This window comes from Pseudomonas sp. NBRC 111138, from assembly GCF_001320835.1.
In the GTDB taxonomy this organism is placed as follows: Bacteria; Pseudomonadota; Gammaproteobacteria; order Pseudomonadales; family Pseudomonadaceae; genus Aquipseudomonas; species Aquipseudomonas paracarnis.
Window position 1 is genome coordinate 1 of the sequence record NZ_BCBO01000006.1, and the last position, 17,165, is coordinate 17,165.

The 17,165-nt window shown below is 58.9% G+C and carries 16 protein-coding genes; 6 read left to right on the forward strand and 10 right to left on the reverse strand.

What is annotated here, in order from left to right:
* The first annotated feature begins 337 nt into the window (after positions 1–337).
* A complete protein-coding gene (glpT, locus tag APH41_RS01450) occupies positions 338–1,675 on the forward strand; it encodes a glycerol-3-phosphate transporter (RefSeq protein WP_032878817.1) in 1,338 nt (445 codons plus the stop codon).
* Here glpT and APH41_RS01455 read toward each other — a convergent pair.
* Positions 1,672–2,325 (reverse strand): gamma-glutamylcyclotransferase, encoded by a 654-nt coding sequence (locus APH41_RS01455; RefSeq protein WP_034129015.1) that lies wholly within the window; start codon positions 2,323–2,325, stop codon positions 1,672–1,674. The genes glpT and APH41_RS01455 overlap by 4 nt on opposite strands.
* A gap of 250 nt (positions 2,326–2,575) precedes the next feature.
* On the opposite strand from APH41_RS01455, the gene APH41_RS01460 reads away from it, so the two are divergent.
* Positions 2,576–3,058: a hypothetical protein gene (locus tag APH41_RS01460; protein ID WP_054917091.1), complete on the forward strand. Its 483-nt coding sequence runs from the start codon at positions 2,576–2,578 to the stop codon at positions 3,056–3,058.
* A 60-nt stretch (positions 3,059–3,118) separates the two neighbouring features.
* Here APH41_RS01460 and APH41_RS01465 read toward each other — a convergent pair whose 3' ends face one another.
* From APH41_RS01465 to APH41_RS01490, 6 genes are all read right to left on the reverse strand, one after another.
* Entirely contained in the window at positions 3,119–4,087 is a 969-nt protein-coding gene (locus APH41_RS01465; protein ID WP_034129017.1) for a CDP-6-deoxy-delta-3,4-glucoseen reductase, read from the reverse strand.
* Positions 4,087–5,553, reverse strand: a complete 1,467-nt coding sequence (gene ubiD, locus APH41_RS01470; protein ID WP_003195329.1) for a 4-hydroxy-3-polyprenylbenzoate decarboxylase — start codon at positions 5,551–5,553, stop codon at positions 4,087–4,089. Before ubiD ends, APH41_RS01465 begins: the two co-directional genes overlap by 1 nt.
* Positions 5,554–5,612: 59 nt before the next feature.
* A complete protein-coding gene (locus tag APH41_RS01475) occupies positions 5,613–7,595 on the reverse strand; it encodes an acyltransferase family protein (protein ID WP_054895998.1) in 1,983 nt (660 codons plus the stop codon).
* A 156-nt stretch (positions 7,596–7,751) separates the two neighbouring features.
* Entirely contained in the window at positions 7,752–9,011 is a 1,260-nt protein-coding gene (gene rho, locus APH41_RS01480; protein ID WP_003176825.1) for a transcription termination factor Rho, read from the reverse strand.
* Between the two features lie 234 nt (positions 9,012–9,245).
* Positions 9,246–9,575 (reverse strand): thioredoxin TrxA, encoded by a 330-nt coding sequence (trxA, locus tag APH41_RS01485; RefSeq protein ID WP_034129019.1) that lies wholly within the window; start codon positions 9,573–9,575, stop codon positions 9,246–9,248.
* Between the two features lie 121 nt (positions 9,576–9,696).
* Positions 9,697–10,392: a FadR/GntR family transcriptional regulator gene (locus APH41_RS01490; RefSeq protein WP_034129020.1), complete on the reverse strand. Its 696-nt coding sequence runs from the start codon at positions 10,390–10,392 to the stop codon at positions 9,697–9,699.
* 254 nt (positions 10,393–10,646) lie between these two features.
* Here APH41_RS01490 and APH41_RS01495 point away from each other — a divergent pair, with 254 nt between their 5' ends.
* The 4 genes from APH41_RS01495 to APH41_RS01510 are packed head-to-tail and all read left to right on the forward strand — an operon-like array spanning position 10,647 to position 13,486.
* Positions 10,647–11,432, forward strand: a complete 786-nt coding sequence (locus APH41_RS01495) for a transporter substrate-binding domain-containing protein (protein WP_054896000.1) — start codon at positions 10,647–10,649, stop codon at positions 11,430–11,432.
* A 14-nt stretch (positions 11,433–11,446) separates the two neighbouring features.
* The gene (locus APH41_RS01500) at positions 11,447–12,115 is read left to right on the forward strand and encodes an amino acid ABC transporter permease (protein WP_054896001.1); all 669 of its coding nucleotides are present in this window, start codon (positions 11,447–11,449) and stop codon (positions 12,113–12,115) included.
* Complete coding sequence (locus tag APH41_RS01505; protein WP_054896002.1) at positions 12,112–12,762, forward strand: amino acid ABC transporter permease; 651 nt, start codon at positions 12,112–12,114, stop codon at positions 12,760–12,762. The genes APH41_RS01500 and APH41_RS01505 overlap by 4 nt, the downstream gene beginning before the upstream one ends.
* Complete coding sequence (locus APH41_RS01510) at positions 12,749–13,486, forward strand: amino acid ABC transporter ATP-binding protein (protein ID WP_054917093.1); 738 nt, start codon at positions 12,749–12,751, stop codon at positions 13,484–13,486. The genes APH41_RS01505 and APH41_RS01510 overlap by 14 nt, the downstream gene beginning before the upstream one ends.
* A gap of 4 nt (positions 13,487–13,490) precedes the next feature.
* Here the strand turns inward: APH41_RS01510 and APH41_RS01515 are convergent, their stop codons facing one another.
* From APH41_RS01515 to APH41_RS01525, 3 genes are all read right to left on the reverse strand, one after another.
* Complete coding sequence (locus APH41_RS01515; RefSeq protein ID WP_156359016.1) at positions 13,491–13,853, reverse strand: hypothetical protein; 363 nt, start codon at positions 13,851–13,853, stop codon at positions 13,491–13,493.
* A gap of 190 nt (positions 13,854–14,043) precedes the next feature.
* Complete coding sequence (locus APH41_RS01520) at positions 14,044–16,548, reverse strand: fimbria/pilus outer membrane usher protein (RefSeq protein WP_305728892.1); 2,505 nt, start codon at positions 16,546–16,548, stop codon at positions 14,044–14,046.
* A gap of 6 nt (positions 16,549–16,554) precedes the next feature.
* Positions 16,555–17,163, reverse strand: a complete 609-nt coding sequence (locus APH41_RS01525; protein WP_256220073.1) for a fimbria/pilus chaperone family protein — start codon at positions 17,161–17,163, stop codon at positions 16,555–16,557.
* Positions 17,164–17,165: the final 2 nt, after the last annotated feature.

Below are 17,165 nucleotides of genomic sequence, written 5' to 3' on the forward strand. Positions count from 1 at the left end.
CAAACGCAGAGCAAGAGCGACTCGCTTCGCATCGTGGTTACCGTCGGCTGCTCCAACCTACAAAGTTGTGTAGATACCTATGCTGCGATAGCGGTCTGACAGGTGCTGATGGGGTGTCTGACCTAGCGCTATCGCAGGCAAGCCAGCTCCCACAGTTGATCTGTGTTGGCTCTGAGGAATCCGTTACGACCACAACTTATCTATTAGCGACATGTTCGTAAAAGAACATGCAATTGCTCTCGTTTCCTGTGTTTGCAGATAAGAGGCGATGCTATTTTCGGTAACGAAACTGTAACATTCGCATCCGCAGTCAAAACAAGAAATTTGGAGCTCTTGAATGTTTGCTTTCTTTCGTCCTGCCGCACACCAGGCGCCCCTGCCTGAAGAAAAAATAGACAGTACCTACCGACGGCTGCGCTGGCAGATCTTCGCGGGTATTTTCTTTGGTTACGCCGGTTACTACCTGCTGCGTAAAAACTTCTCCCTGGCCATGCCCTACCTGATCGACGAGGGTTACACCCGCGGTGAACTGGGCCTGGCGATGTCGGCGATCGCGATTGCCTACGGCTTGTCCAAATTCCTGATGGGCCTGGTGTCCGACCGCTCCAACCCACGCTATTTCCTGCCCTTTGGCCTGCTGGTTTCGGCGGGGGTGATGTTCATTTTCGGTTTCGCACCTTGGGCAACGTCCAGCGTGACCATGATGTTCATTTTGCTGTTCATCAACGGCTGGGCCCAGGGCATGGGTTGGCCGCCAAGTGGGCGGACCATGGTGCACTGGTGGTCGCAGAAAGAACGCGGCGGCGTGGTGTCGGTTTGGAACGTGGCGCATAACGTCGGCGGTGGCTTGATCGGCCCGCTGTTCCTGCTGGGCATGGCGTGGTTCAACGACTGGCATGCGGCGTTCTATGTACCGGCCACCGTGGCCTTGGCGGTGGCAGCGTTTGCCTTCATCACCATGCGCGACACACCGCAATCGGTGGGCCTGCCGCCTATCGAGAAGTACAAGAACGATTACCCGGAAGGCTACGATGCCAGCCACGAAGACGAATTCAGCGCCAAGGAAATCTTCGTCAAGTACGTGCTGCGCAACAAAATGCTCTGGTACATCGCCTTCGCCAACGTGTTTGTCTATCTGCTGCGCTACGGCGTACTGGACTGGGCGCCGACCTACTTGAAAGAAGCCAAGCACTTCACGGTCGATAAGTCGTCCTGGGCGTACTTCTTCTACGAGTGGGCAGGTATCCCGGGCACGCTGCTGTGCGGCTGGATGTCGGACAAGATCTTCCGTGGCAACCGCGGCCTGACCGGTATCGTGTTCATGGCCCTGGTGACAGTGGCCACCCTGGTTTACTGGCTCAACCCGCCGGGCAACCCGATGATCGACATGATTGCGCTGTTCTCCATCGGCTTCCTGATCTACGGCCCGGTGATGCTGATCGGCCTGCAGGCATTGGAACTGGCTCCGAAGAAGGCCGCCGGCACCGCAGCGGGCTTCACCGGTCTGTTCGGTTATCTGGGCGGTTCGGTAGCGGCAAGTGCGGCCATGGGCTACACGGTCGACCATTTCGGCTGGGACGGTGGTTTCGTGCTGCTGATTGGTGCGTGCGTACTGGCGATCGCGTTCCTGATCCCCACGCTGTGGCACACCAACAGTGTCAGCTCGGCGCGTTAATCGCCCGGGCAACCCTTGGCACAACGCTTGAGCCGCGCCTCCAGGTTTTTATCTGGCATGGCGTGGCTACGCAGGGCGTTCACGGTCTGCTCGACATAATCGCGAGTCGTGCCGTAACGCCCGCAAGCGCTTTGCAGTACATGGTTAAGCACGATATCGGGCAAGTTGCCGGCATAGCTGGGCAAATGCCGCTCCAACACAAACCCCAACGCCTGCACGGTACTGCCATCCTGTAACCGACAGCTGAGCCAGTGCGGCCGGTAAGAGGGGTAAGGCATCTCACGTTGCCACAGGGCATACAGCGAGGCCTCCAACTGATCGTCCGGCAAACGGTAGGCGAACCCGCTGCAGGAACCACCGCGGTCCAGCCCGAACACCAACCCCGGCAATTCCGGCGTACCCCGATGCTCATGGGACCACAGGTACAAGCCCCGGTGATAACCGTGGACCCGTGCCCGTACGCGCTCGGTGGATGAACATTCAGGGCGCCAGATCAGCGAACCATAAGCAAATAGCCACACCGGCCCACCCTTATGCCGTGCCATGGTGGCTTGCATCGAGCTCATCAACTGTTCGTGTGTGAGTTGCGGCCCAAGATCGAGGCGCGGAGGGTAAGCCAATTGCAGAAGATCGGTTTCAATGGCGGTCATGGCGAAATGCGTTGCGCCTCCTGAGTGTTACCAGTTGTGAGCGACTTTACCGCAATAAAACGCAGCGCTGTAACCGTACGGCGAAAAAGTGCCACTGGGCATTAATCAACGCCGCCACTCGTCAGGATCTGGACGATTAATCCCGCTACTGTCAGCCCCGGTTCAGCCTGGGCGGGCGCCATGCCGTCAAACTAGCGCGCACATAACGACCCACTTAGCCGTTCATTACATCGACTATCGAGGTCGCCCCATGAAAAAATTTCGATTGCCTGGGCTGTTGTTCCTGGCCCAAGCCACCACCGCGCTGGCGAGCGAAACCCCACTCGCAAACGACGACAAAGGCTTCTGGTACGCCCAGACCAGTGTCTACACCCGGCACTTCGCACCCGACCCCGAGCACAACAACAAGCAGGACTTGATCGGCCTGGAACGCAATGAGGCATCGGGGCTGTTGTATGGTGGGGTGACTTTTCGCAACTCGTTCCGCCAGCGCTCGTACTACGCCTATGCGGGCAAGCGCTATGACCTGGCCGAGTATCCGGTGTATGCAAAATTGACCGGCGGGCTGCTTCAGGGCTATCGCGGCGAGTACCGCGACAAGATCCCGTTGAACCGATTCGGTGTGGCGCCGGTGATCATTCCGTCGGTGGGCGCGCATTACGGGCCGGTGGCGGCGGAGTTGGTGTTGCTCGGGTTCAACGCGGCAATGGTGACAACTGGCGTGCGCTTCTGACACGACACTGTCCCCTGTGAGAGCTGACTTGCCTGCTCCTACATTATTCAGCGCAAGGCTTCAGGGCCTTGGGGCGTAGGCGAAGACGTCGGCGCGCATCCGGTGCGCATCCATGCCGGCGCTGACCAGTGCGTCCAGCGTGCCGTAGATCATCGCCGGCGAACCGCTGGCGTAGACGTGCACGCTATTGAGGTCGGCAATGTCTTCGCACACTGCCTCATGCAGCAAACCACAGCGCCCTTCCCAACCACACAGGTCGCTGACGACTTTGTGCAGGAACAGGTTGGGTAATTGCAGCCATTGATCCCAATGCTCGATTTCGTAGAAATCTTCCGGCAGACGCACGCCCCAATACAGATGCACCGGGTGCTTGAAACCTGAAGCGCGGCAATGCTCGATCAGACTGTTCATCTGCGCCATGCCGGTGCCGGCGGCCATCAGTACCAGTGGCCCGTCTGGCAGTTCAGCCAGGTGAGTGTCGCCAAACGGCAGCTCGACGCGCGCCATCTGGTTACGCTGCAACTGTTCGATGAGGCTGCGCGCGCTGGCTTCCCGTGCCAGTACATGCAACTCCAACTCACGCCCGGCATGGGGCGCCGAGGCCAGGGAAAACGCTGACTTCTCGCCGTTGTCCCGCTCGATCATCAGGTATTGCCCGGCGTGATAACGCACCGCCTTGCCAGCCGGGGCGCGCAGGCGCACGCGCCACACATCGCCACCCACTTGCGCACACTCGATCAATTGGCACGACAATTTGCGCAACGGCAACTCTCCCGGCGCCAGAACGCCATCCCACAGCACCACACAATCCTCCAGGGGCTCGGCGATACAGGTGTAGAACTCACCATGATCGCGCACTTCCCCGGCTTGGCGTACCCGGCCCTCCACCAGCAACGCCGCGCAGACATGGCACACGCCATTGCGACAGGCTTGAGGGCACTCATAGCCCAGGCGACGGGCGCCTTCGAGGATTCGCTCGCCAGGAGCCAGCTCCAGCACAGCACCGGAAGGTTGCAGGGTTACACGCATCAATCTATTCCCAATTCTTTCCAGATCGCATCGACCCGCGCAGTGACAGCTTCATCCTTGACGATCACCCGGCCCCACTCACGCGTGGTTTCGCCCGGCCATTTGTGCGTGGCATCCAGGCCCATCTTTGAGCCAAGGCCCGATACCGGCGACGCGAAGTCGAGGTAGTCGATAGGCGTGTTGTCGATCATCACCGTATCGCGCTTGGGGTCCATGCGCGTGGTGATGGCCCAGATCACATCGTTCCAGTCCCGGGCATTGATGTCGTCGTCGGTGACAATAACGAACTTGGTGTACATGAACTGTCGCAAAAACGACCATACGCCGAGCATTACCCGCTTGGCATGCCCCGGATACGACTTCTTCATGGTCACGATGGCCATGCGGTACGAACAGCCCTCGGGCGGCAGGTAGAAGTCGGTGATTTCCGGGAATTGCTTTTGCAGGATCGGCACGAACACTTCGTTGAGCGCCACGCCGAGGATGGCGGGCTCATCGGGCGGACGACCCGTGTAGGTGCTGTGGTAGATCGGCTTGACCCGATGGGTGATGCGCTCGACGGTGAACACCGGGAAGCTGTCGACTTCGTTGTAGTAACCGGTGTGGTCGCCGTAGGGGCCTTCATCGGCCATTTCACCTGGGTGAATCACGCCTTCAAGGATGATTTCGGCGGTGGCCGGCACTTGCAGGTCATTACCGCGGCACTTCACCAGCTCCGTGCGATTACCGCGCAACAAACCGGCGAAAGCGTATTCGGAGAGGCTGTCAGGTACGGGCGTGACCGCGCCGAGGATGGTCGCCGGGTCGGCACCCAGGGCCACGGATACCGGGAACGGCTTGCCGGGATGCTTTTCGCACCACTCACGGAAGTCGAGGGCGCCGCCACGGTGGCTCAGCCAGCGCATGATCACTTTGTTACGGCCAATGACTTGCTGACGGTAGATACCGAGGTTCTGGCGGTCCTTGTTCGGGCCTTTGGTGACGGTCAGGCCCCAGGTGATCAGCGGGCCGACGTCGCCGGGCCAGCAGGTTTGCACCGGGAGCATGGCCAGGTCGACATCGTCGCCCTCAATGACCACTTCCTGGCACACCGCGTCCTTGACCACCTTGGGGGCCATGGCAATGATCTTGCGGAAGATCGGCAGCTTGGACCAGGCGTCCTTCAAGCCCTTGGGCGGCTCGGGCTCCTTGAGAAAAGCCAGCAGCTTGCCGATCTCGCGCAGTTCGCTGACGGACTCGGCGCCCATGCCAAAGGCCACGCGCTCGGGAGTGCCGAACAGGTTGCCCAGCACCGGAATATCGAAGCCGGTCGGGTTTTCGAACAACAGCGCCGGGCCCTTGTTGCGCAAGGTGCGGTCGCAAATCTCAGTCATTTCCAGCACCGGAGAAATCGGCATCTGGATACGTTTCAACTCTCCGCGCTGCTCAAGTTGCTGCACGAAATCCCGAAGATCCTTGAATTTCATTAACCATGCCACCCGTAAAATAGGCGTACATCCTACCTGCTCTGAGGGCGGCTGGCAGCTTAATTGGCCGTCAATCCGCGTGATTGCAACGAACTGAACAACGGCTCCAGGAAGGCTTCGATGTGTCGCGCGCCGACGTCTGAAAGGTGGTTATCGTCGGTATACAGCGCTCGGCCATTGAGTTCGACCCGGCATACACCGTCGGTGCCACACAGCAAAGGTGCAGGGTCCAGCACCGCGACACCGCTGTCGGCCGCCGCCAACTCATCAAACAAGTGCGTGATAAAGGCCTGGCGCTTTACATGCTCGGCCACGGCGAGCCCTTCACCGTCCACGGGGCGGTTCATCATGGCCAGGCGGCTGAGACGGTAAGGTACGATGATTTCCTGCAGCGGCACTTCCTTGACCAGCCAGACCTTGTGCCCGGCAGCGCGCAAGCCCTGGATGCGCTCGCGCAAGCCCTGGGCAAAGCGTTGTTCGGCGACGGCACGCACATACTGGCCGGTGCCGGGGTCTTTGAGCGCATGCTCCTTGTCACCGGACATTTGCCCGTACACATACAGGCTCCAGCGGGCGGCCAACACCACATCGCTGAAAGCCTGCTCGGACATGGCCTTCTCGACGCGACGATTGAAATGCGCGCAGCGGGCAATATTCTCCAGGCCATCGAGGGGAATACAGCCGGCAAAACTGGCTTCGACCAGGCTGATATCGTGGCGATCAGCGCCCTCTTTGAGTGCGGGTATCAGCGCGGTGGCGTGACTGTCGCCCCATACCAGCGCTGAAACAGATTGGCCTTTCGGGCCGAAATGGCAGAACAAGCGTTCATCGGGCGTATCTTTGTCGGCCATGCACGCCAGCAGGTCAGGGCTCCACTTCTTGGCCTGGGCAAAACGCAACGCCTGTTCGGACAAGCGCGAAGGCACGCCGTCAGCTTCGCGTATCGCAAGGCCAGTGAAGCCCAGCCCCAGAATGCCGACCATGGCTGACGCCAGAATCGCCTTACGCGAAGCCAGCAAACGTTTTTCCCGGAACGGCGTTTCCACGAAGCGCCAGGACAGATAGCCCAGCACCAGCGAAAGCAGCATCAGCCCCGCCAGCTCCAGCGCGCTCAAGCCATCCACCGCGGCATAGTTGGCGTACACGAACACCGGCCAGTGCCAGAGGTACCAGGAATAAGAGATCAGCCCGATACCCACCATGATCCGTGTGCCCAACAGGCGAGCGACCCAGGTCTGTTGCTGACCGTTGGCCCAGATCAACCCGACCACACCCAGCACGGGCAACAACGCGGTCGCACCTGGGAACGGCGTTTTCGCGTCGTAGCCCAGCACAGCGATGAGGATCAATGCCAGGGAAGCCAGGCTGACCCCTTGAGCCAAGGCCGGCGAGGCGCGCCATTCACGCTTGGGCTGCACCGCCAGCATTGCACCGGCCAGTAGTTCCCAGGCCCGCAGATGCAACAGGAAGAAGGCTTTCTGCGGCTCATGCTGAACCGCCCAGACGCTCATGCCAAACGACACCAACAGTACCGCGAACAATGCCAGGCGCCAGTGCTTCAACCGACTGGAAAGCAACGTCAGCAGCAATGGGAAGAAAATATAGAACTGCTCTTCTACTGCAAGCGACCAGGTATGCAGCAAGGGCTTGATGTCGGATGAGGCATCAAAGTAGCCATGCTGACGCGAGAACAACAGGTTCGACGTAAAGGTCACCTGATAGTGCGCAGACCGCCCTAACTCCTCATAGTCCTTGGGCGCCAACAGAAACCAACCCACTGCCAGTGTCGCGGCGATCATCACAAACAGGGCCGGCAAGATACGCCGGGCTCGACGAGCCCAGAAGTCGATGAAGCTGAAGCGTCCAGCTTGACGCTCACGCCAGATAATTGACGTGATCAGGAAACCTGAGATGACGAAGAAGACGTCAACGCCAACAAAACCGCCAGTAATGCCAGGGACACCAAAGTGGAACAACACGACTGCAAGGACAGCAATGGCACGCAGGCCATCGATGTCTCTGCGGTAAGCAAGGGTGGTCATAAGAATGTGGTCAGTCTGCGACGAAAGGGATGAGCGAAGTCACGCGTCAATTTTTGTTACTTAACGGATACTTATGCCACAAAAATCGCAGAATCTCGACGCAAAAAAAATGGCGTCCCATTAAGGACGCCATTTTTTTGGACCTGAAACGCTGTATTACTTGCGTTTCATCGACAGGAAGAACTCGTCGTTGGTCTTGGTGGTTTTCAGCTTGTCGATCAGAAACTCGATGGCCGCAACTTCGTCCATCGGGTGCAGCAGCTTGCGCAGGATCCACATACGCTGCAGTTCGTCGTCTGCGGTCAGCAACTCTTCGCGGCGGGTGCCGGAGCGGTTGATGTTGATCGCCGGGAACACACGCTTTTCAGCGATGCGGCGGTCCAAAGGCAGTTCCATGTTGCCGGTACCCTTGAACTCTTCGTAGATCACTTCGTCCATCTTCGAGCCGGTTTCAACCAGCGCGGTGGCGATAATGGTCAGCGAGCCGCCTTCTTCGATGTTCCGCGCAGCGCCGAAGAAACGCTTTGGTTTCTCCAGGGCGTGGGCATCGACACCACCGGTCAGCACCTTGCCGGAGCTCGGGATCACGGTGTTGTAGGCACGGGCCAGACGCGTGATGGAATCGAGCAGGATCACCACGTCTTTCTTGTGCTCGACCAGGCGCTTGGCCTTTTCGATCACCATTTCGGCAACCTGCACGTGGCGGGTTGGCGGCTCATCGAACGTCGAGGCAACCACTTCGCCGCGCACGGTGCGCTGCATTTCGGTCACTTCTTCCGGACGCTCATCGATCAACAGCACGATCAGATGAACTTCAGGGTTGTTACGTGCAATGTTCGCGGCGATGTTCTGCAGCATGATGGTCTTGCCGGCTTTCGGCGGTGCGACGATCAGGCCACGCTGGCCTTTGCCGATCGGAGCGCAGAGATCGATCACACGACCGGTCAAGTCTTCGGTGGAGCCGTTACCGGCTTCCATCTTCATGCGCACGGTCGGGAACAGCGGGGTCAGGTTCTCGAAGAGAATCTTGTTTTTCGCGTTCTCTGGGCGGTCGAAGTTGATCGTGTCGACCTTGAGCAGGGCGAAGTAACGCTCGCCTTCCTTCGGAGGACGGATCTTGCCAACGATGGTGTCACCAGTGCGCAAGTTGAAGCGACGGATCTGGCTCGGCGAGACGTAGATATCGTCTGGGCCGGCGAGATAGGACGCGTCTGCAGAGCGGAGGAAGCCGAAGCCGTCCTGGAGGATCTCCAGCACGCCATCACCGGAGATTTCCTCGCCGCTTTTCGCGTGCTTCTTGAGCAGGGAGAAAATCACGTCCTGCTTGCGCGAACGGGCCATATTTTCTATGCCCATTTCTTCGGCCAATTGGAGCAGGTCGGTAATCGGCTTTTGCTTGAGTTCAGTCAGATTCATATAGGAATGACGTAATCATTTATGGAGGGGGGAAATTAAGCTTTTGGCTTAATGAGGCCGCGCCGCAGAGAAGGCGACAGGATCGCGTACTAATCGAAAAGGAATGCGTCGGCGACGGCTTGCAGGGGGCAGTGGAGAAACCACTGCGGGGCCGAATGTACCACCTGGATTTCGGAGCGTCTAGCCCTGCTTTACGAAAAAGCCCCGCTATTTGCGGGGCTTTTTTGACGACGCTTAGATGTTCGCGTCGAGGAAAGCTTGCAACTGGGACTTCGACAGCGCGCCCACTTTAGTCGCTTCAACATTGCCGTTCTTGAACAGCATCAGCGTAGGAATACCACGTACGCCATGCTTGGCCGGAGTTTCCTGGTTGTCGTCGATGTTCAGCTTGGCAACGGTCAGCTTGCCTTCGTAGGTGGTTGCAATGTCGTCCAGGACCGGAGCGATCATTTTGCAAGGGCCGCACCATTCAGCCCAGTAGTCAACCAGCACCGGGCCGGCAGCCTTGAGTACTTCGGCCTCAAAGGTCGCGTCGGTGACGTGCTTGATAAGATCGTTGCTCATGGATGTCTCCGGATTGTAAGCAAAAAAAACGTTGCCCATCATAGCCGCCCTTCCCCTGTTCAGGAAGCCGCGTCTGATTGAGTCTTGCTATGAAGTTGAATGAGTGTGGGTATGACCCCACTCACGACGTAACGGGCGTCACGAACGCAATGCCCGTGCGCAACGCAGCATTACGTATATGTTCCTGCATGGTTTTCTGCGCCGTCGTACTGTTGCGGCGGGCCAGGGCACGCAGGATCCTGCGATGTTCCTGCCAGGTTTCCATGGCCCGCTCCGGCCGGATGAACGGTAGTTTCTGACTCTCCAAAAACACCTCGGCACTGGCACTGAGGATACTCACCATTGCCTGGTTACCGCTGGCCAGCAGAATGCACTGGTGAAATTCGAAGTCCAGGCGTGCGGCCGCTTCGAAGTCACGCGCCTTGAGCACTCTGTGCATGGCTTCGACATTATCCTCCAGGCTGTCCAGCGCCTCGATGGTCAGTGCCATTGCTGCCAACCCCGCCGCAAACCCCTCCAATGCGTAGCGCAGCTGGAAGATATCCGGCGGCGTAGCCTGCGCCGCGAAGGGCCAGGCAAACCCGGGCGCTTCTTGCACGTCCTGCACGAACACGCCCTTGCCCGGCTGCACACTGACCACGCCCAAGGCGCTAAGCGATGACAGCGCCTCACGCAACGAAGCCCGGCTCACCCCCAATTGCAGGGCCAGGTCGCGCTGGGACGGTAACGCATCGCCCGGCCCGAAGCCTTGCTCCTTGATGAGTTTGCGGATGGCCTGCAAGGCCGCTTCCGGTACGGCTTGGGCAATGGAATTCATAAAAAGCACAGGTTCCCGATAGCTGCGTGACCCGTTGTAAAACTATTTATGGCCGGCTGCAAGCCACGCCCCAAAGGGGCTCGCAGCTTTTTGTCAGCGCTCGAAAAGGGTGCGAAAACCCTGGCAACTGTTCAGACCAGTAAGACCTGTGCATCTCAATAAACATCAGCCTTGCAGACGATCCGAACGGTGCTGGCATGGGCTGTGCACTGGGCAAACTCAGAAAATTCCTTCGCCTTTTTCGGAGAGTTGCCATGACCAAGCGCTACAGCGCCCTGCTCACTGCCCTGTTTGCCAGCCTGATGCTGAGCCAGGCACCCGCCCAGGCGAATGGTCTGGATGACATCGTCGCTCGTGGCACGCTGAAGGTTGCCGTCCCCCAGGACTTTCCGCCGTTTGGCTCGGTCGGCCCTGACATGCAACCCCGTGGCCTGGACATCGACACCGCCAAGCTGCTGGCCGACCAACTCAAGGTCAAGCTGGAACTGACCCCGGTGAACAGCACCAACCGCATCCCGTTTCTCACCACCGGCAAGGTCGATCTGGTGATTTCCAGCCTGGGCAAGAACCCCGAGCGCGCAAAGGTCATCGACTTCTCCAGCGCCTACGCGCCGTTCTACCTCGCCGTGTTTGGACCGCCTGACGCCGCCATCGCCAGCCTCGACGACCTCAAGGGCAAGACCATCAGCGTGACCCGTGGCGCCATCGAGGACATCGAGCTGACAGCGGTAGCGCCCAAGGAAGCCACGATCAAGCGCTTTGAAGACAACAATTCCACCATCGCCGCCTACCTGGCCGGCCAGGTCGACCTGATCGCCAGCGGCAACGTGGTCATGGTGGCCATCAGCGAACGCAACCCCAAACGCGTACCCGCGCTGAAGGTGAAGCTCAAGGACTCGCCGGTGTACGTGGGCGTGAACAAGAACGAGCCGGCGCTGTTGGAAAAGGTCAACCAGATCCTGGTCGCAGCCAAGGCTGACGGTAGCCTGGAGAAAAACGCCATGCAGTGGCTCAAAGAACCGCTGCCTGCCGACCTCTGACGCGGAGCTCAACGATGGCCTATCAATTCGACTTTGTGCCGGTGCTGGCCAATACCGACCTGCTCCTGCGTGGCGCGCTGTTCACCCTTGAGCTGACGGCCATTGGCGCCCTCCTCGGCGTGGCACTGGGCACTGTCGGCGCCGTGGTACGGGCGTGGAAGATCCAGCCGTTTGCATGGCTCTTTGGTGTGTATGTCGAGTTGATCCGCAACACGCCGTTCCTGGTGCAACTGTTCTTCATCTTCTTCGGACTGCCGTCCCTGGGATTGAAAATCACCGAATGGCAAGCCGCCGTGCTGGCGATGGTAATCAACCTGGGGGCGTACTCCACCGAGATCATACGTGCGGGTATCCAGGCCATCCCACGGGGGCAACTGGAAGCGGCCGCGGCGCTGGCAATGACGCGCTTCGAGGCGTTCCGCCATGTGGTGTTGCTACCAGCCCTGGGCAAGGTGTGGCCAGCCCTGAGCAGCCAGATCATCATCGTGATGCTCGGCTCGGCGGTGTGTTCGCAGATCGCGACTGAAGAGCTGAGCTTTGCCGCCAACTTTATCCAGTCACGTAATTTCCGTGCCTTTGAAACCTATGCCCTGACCACGCTGGTGTACCTGTGCATGGCGCTGATGATTCGCCAGTTGCTCAACTGGATCGGCCGACGGTTTGTCATGAGGAACAGCCGATGAGTGATTTTTCGTTTTGGGACATCGTGCGCAACCTGCTTACCGGCCTGCAATGGACGCTGCTGCTGTCATTGGTGGCGTTTGTGGGCGGCAGTCTGATCGGCTTGCTGGTGATGACCCTGCGCATCAGCCGCAAAGCGTTCCCACGCAACATTGCCCGCGCCTATATCGAACTGTTCCAAGGCACGCCACTGCTGATGCAGCTGTTCCTGGTGTTTTTCGGCGTTGCCCTGCTCGGCGTGGACATATCGCCCTGGCTGGCAGCGGCGATTGCGTTGACCCTGTTTACCAGCGCTTACCTGGCTGAAATATGGCGCGGCTGCGTCGACTCCATTGCCCACGGCCAATGGGAAGCCTCGGCCAGCCTGGCCCTCAACCCGCTTGAACAACTGCGCTACGTGATCTTGCCCCAGGCGCTACGTATTGCTGTCGCGCCGACAGTGGGTTTCTCGGTGCAGGTGGTCAAAGGCACCGCCGTGACCTCGATCATCGGCTTCACCGAACTGACCAAGACGGGCGGCATGCTCGCCAACGCCACCTTCGAACCCTTCATGGTCTATGGCCTGGTGGCCCTCGGTTACTTCCTGCTTTGCTACCCCTTGTCCCTCAGTGCGCGCTACCTGGAAAGGAGACTGCATGCCTCTGCTTAGAATTTCTGCCCTGCATAAGTATTACGGCGATCACCACGTGCTCAAGGGCATCGACCTGACGGTGGACGAAGGCCAGGTGGTGGCAATCATCGGCCGCAGCGGCTCGGGCAAGTCCACCTTGCTGCGCACCCTCAATGGTCTGGAGTCGATCAACGACGGCGTCATCGAAGTCGATGGTGAGTACCTCGACGCGGCCCGCGCCGACCTGCGCAGCCTGCGGCAGAAGGTCGGCATGGTGTTCCAGCAATTCAATCTGTTCCCGCACCTGACCGTGGGCGAGAACGTGATGCTGGCGCCGCAAGTGGTGCAGAAAGTGCCAAAGGCCAAAGCGGTGCAGTTGGCAAAGCAGATGCTGGATCGGGTAGGCCTGGGCGAGAAGTTCGACGCTTTCCCTGATCGACTGTCCGGTGGCCAGCAACAGCGAGTCGCCATTGCCCGCGCACTGGCCATGTCACCCAAAGTGCTGCTGTGCGATGAAATCACATCGGCCCTGGACCCGGAGCTGGTCAATGAAGTACTCAGCGTGGTGCGCCAGTTGGCTAAAGACGGCATGACCCTGATCATGGTGACCCACGAAATGCGTTTTGCCCGGGAGGTTGGGGATAAGTTGGTGTTCATGCACCAGGGAAAGGTGCATGAAGTGGGCGATCCGAAAGTGCTGTTTGCACATCCGCAATCTGCCGAGCTGGCAAACTTCATCGGCAGCCATGGATCACCTGCCTGAGGACTCAGCCACCGGACACCAGCTCGAAACGCCCATTGCCCTCGTATGTGGTTTTATTGCCAACAGCAGTGGCTGTGCTCGATAGCCAGGTGTCTACTTGCACCTGCGCCGAAAAAGCGTGGCCTCTGGCAGGGACTCCGCCGACCAGCACTACCAGAGATTGGCCTGGGCGTAGCTGGGCGTCCCGTTCGGTAGGGTTGTGCCATTGCGCTAACTCGATGGGTTTACCGTCGAGTTGAGGATGCTGAAGCGTCAGGTTGAAAAAACCCTGGCGTCCAAACCTGTAGCCAGTCTCATTGGCCGGCACGCCTTGAAAACGTAGCGCAATCACCGCAGCCTCCACGCAGATCACGTTCAGACGTACCATACGCTTTCCCAGCGAAGCACCCCGATTTTCGAGCTGTTCGCCTGGGCGAAGCAGGCCGTAATCGATGATGGGCTGGCTCAGGGACAGGCGGCAGTTCGCAGCACTTGCCGGCGCTGCCAGTAAAAGGCAGCTCAACAACAGCCCCAAGCCTTTGAGGCACCCGATACGCCACTCGTTCATGCGGGCCATCTCACCGACAGACCGCCGAAGCGGTTTCGTAGAATTTGCCATTATAGGTTTGCTCCGGAAGGTCGAGTTGCAGCGCGCAGGACACTGTGCTGGAAGAGACTTTAAGGGCCTGGGGCGCGTCGACGTTGCTGAGAAAAATCATCCCATCCCCAACCACCGTGGTCAGCAATGCATTTTCTGGCCCCAGCACGGCAGCGCCCTGAGGCAATGGTTTGCCGTGTATATCCGTAGCGCGCAGCAGTACCCGGCGTACGTTGATTACTTCGAAATCGACCCTGTTGAAGGACCCACGGCCCGCTTCCAGGACCTTGGTACCGTTCTTGATATCCATCTGGCGAGGTAGGCTTTTGCCTTCCAGTTCCAACACGCTCGATTGATAAGCCGGCAAACTGGCGATCACAGCCTTGCCCCACGGGTCGGTCCAAACCGGCCCTTGAGGTGTGGTAAGACGAGCACCGGCAACCTCGCCCACCGAGACCACGCCAAACGTGTCCTCAACCCGATACGGCGACAATGTGAAACCTTCAGAATGGGCGACCACCGCCCCTTGCAATTGCCCGGAGTAACTGGTGCTGGACGAGTCACGATTCAGCCCCAGCCCCACTTGCGCGTAACGAGAAGACGCGTTGAGCGTGCCGCCCAGGGTGTGCTCACGATGCCCTGCGAAGTCTCTGTCGCTGCGTATCTGGTAGTTCAGCGTCTCGTCGACACGCTCATCATAGGCAGTGCCGATACTGGAGCGCTCTCCCTGACGTCGAGCGAATGCGCTGAGGCTCCGATCACGGCCCAAGGGAACACTGACCTGCAGTCGAATACCCAATCCGTCATCGTTCCGGTCATCGGCACTGTTGGACTGGCCAATCTGAGAGTCCACGGTCACACCGACGCTGGCATATCTGAAGCTCTTGTTCCACGTGCCGTAGATATTCTGGGTAATCCGGCTCTTGAAATCGGCCCCCCGGTTATAACCGATTGAGAAGCCACCCAACTGAGGGTCCGCCCAACTGAATCCTACGGTGTACTGGTTCTTGAATCGCGAACCATCCACATCGTTTACATGAGGCGTCACTGTATCGATGACGTCACGATAGCCCGGTGTCTGCGCAGTGGCACTCAAGGACATCTGTACATTCGCAGGCAGGCCGACGCTCACAGACACACTGTTGCGCGCGCCTTGTACGTTTGTTGAATGATCCCGGGACAAGTTGTTACGCACCCCCAGGGAAAAGCGCTGGGAAAAGCTGCTGTCCAGGGCAAGCCCCACCGCATTGTAGCTATCGGTATCTTGTACCCCTGCGCTGACCGCGCTGTCCTTGCCCACAGCCCACGTACCACTGGCCATGGCCAGCAGGGGCTCTTTGGCCCCTCTCCCCTCCACCTCGCGGATCTTGCCCAAAGAAGCTGTATATCCAGACTTCACGGGGACCACTGCGCGGAACGTAGCAGCCGGCACGATAAAACTGCGCTGCCCGCCCTGGGTCTCTATCACCGTGACCTGAAGGTCGCTGGTGCCGTTGAGCAAGGGCAGATTGGTCAGCGTAAAAGGCCCCTCAGGAACGACCGTGGTATAGATCAACGCGCCGGATTGCCGTACTTCCACCCGTGATTGGCTCAGGGCTCGCCCCTCGACTACCACGCCATTGTGACTGCCACCACTTTCAATACCATCGGGGAAAATCTGCGCGCCCGTCAGTTGTACTCCCCCAAACACCGGGTTATTGCTCGATATCTGACCGACCTGGAAGGTCGAAGCCAAAGGCAAGAAATCCCGTTGTGCATAGGCGAAAAGGTGTTCGGCCGTTGTGCGGCGATCGTTGGAAATATAAAGCTGGCGGCTACGGGCAATCCAATCGCCAAAATTGAAGCCCACCTCTGTGGAGGCTGAAAGATACCGATAGGTATCCGCCCTGGAATGACTGTTGATTGCCTGGACGTCGTAATTGAGTAGCGCTGCCGTGCCTCCGCGCGCATAGCTGCCGGAGTCTCGCTGAACGTCTCGCAGCGCTTGCGTAGGCACCACCAACGACACCTCTTCGTTGCCAGGACGCAATGTCGTTACTGTCTCAGGGTATTCGGCTTTGAAGTCATGACAGGCTTGCTCGGGGGGGACACTTTTGTCGATCACCGAGGAAGGTACCCGCAAGCTGCCACGATCAAGCAAACTACGGGTAAAACATAGCTCGCCTTCTTTATCGAACCGAGCATCCGTCAAGCCTATCCGCTCACCGTTGACGTGCAGGTCCACGACCCTCACACCCTCACTGAAACGTGGCGCATGACGAAAATAGTGGGCAACCGAAGGGCTGATACCCCGCGCCTGCAGCGTTTCCAAGTCGAACCCGGAAATGCTCGATACACGGGCGGCAGAAGCATCCGTGACCACCACCGCCATCATTGCCATGCACACCGACAGGCTCAGCCCGCTTCGCCTGAAAAGCGCCTCACGCTTTTGTACATGATTCAAGTCGTCGGGAACTGCACCGAAACTGCCATTGGTTGTGTTCATGAACGGTCACGGCGCATTCGTGATGAGCAGCGCATCGTAGCTATCGACAGCGAAGCCGTAGACGGTCGCGGGTTCAAGGGTGACCGAGGTCGCACCGGGTACAGGCTTGTCCAAGGCCACCTGCAATACTTCGCCAGGCAGCACGTAGGTACGAGCAAGGCTGGCCGTCACTCGTTGCGGATTAAGACGGACGTCTGCCGCCAAGCGAACTACGTAGGGGCTGTCGTTGCGCACACTCAAGACGTTGGCCTGAAGATGCCAGGTCAGTAGCTCCCAAGGCGCATCGTTCTTTGGCAAGCCTTTGGGATGCAGGATCAGCGGAAGGTTCTGCCGAAGGCTGATACCAATGGTCGCACCAGAACCAGGTTGTGCCTGAGGAATTCCTTCGAAGGACACACGCTTCAGGCGCTGGGTCTTGAGTGGTTCGGTGCCTATTGAAAGAAACCGCACCATCTGACGCTCTCCTGCATCCACACGTGTGACCGGTGGGGTGACAACAATCAGTTGCTCGGTATCTTCCGGGACATCCTCAATAACCGAGTGCAGCAGTGCCGGACTGCTATCCGTGTTGGTGACGTTAATGCTGACTTCACCTTCTGCCTCATGTAGCACAATGA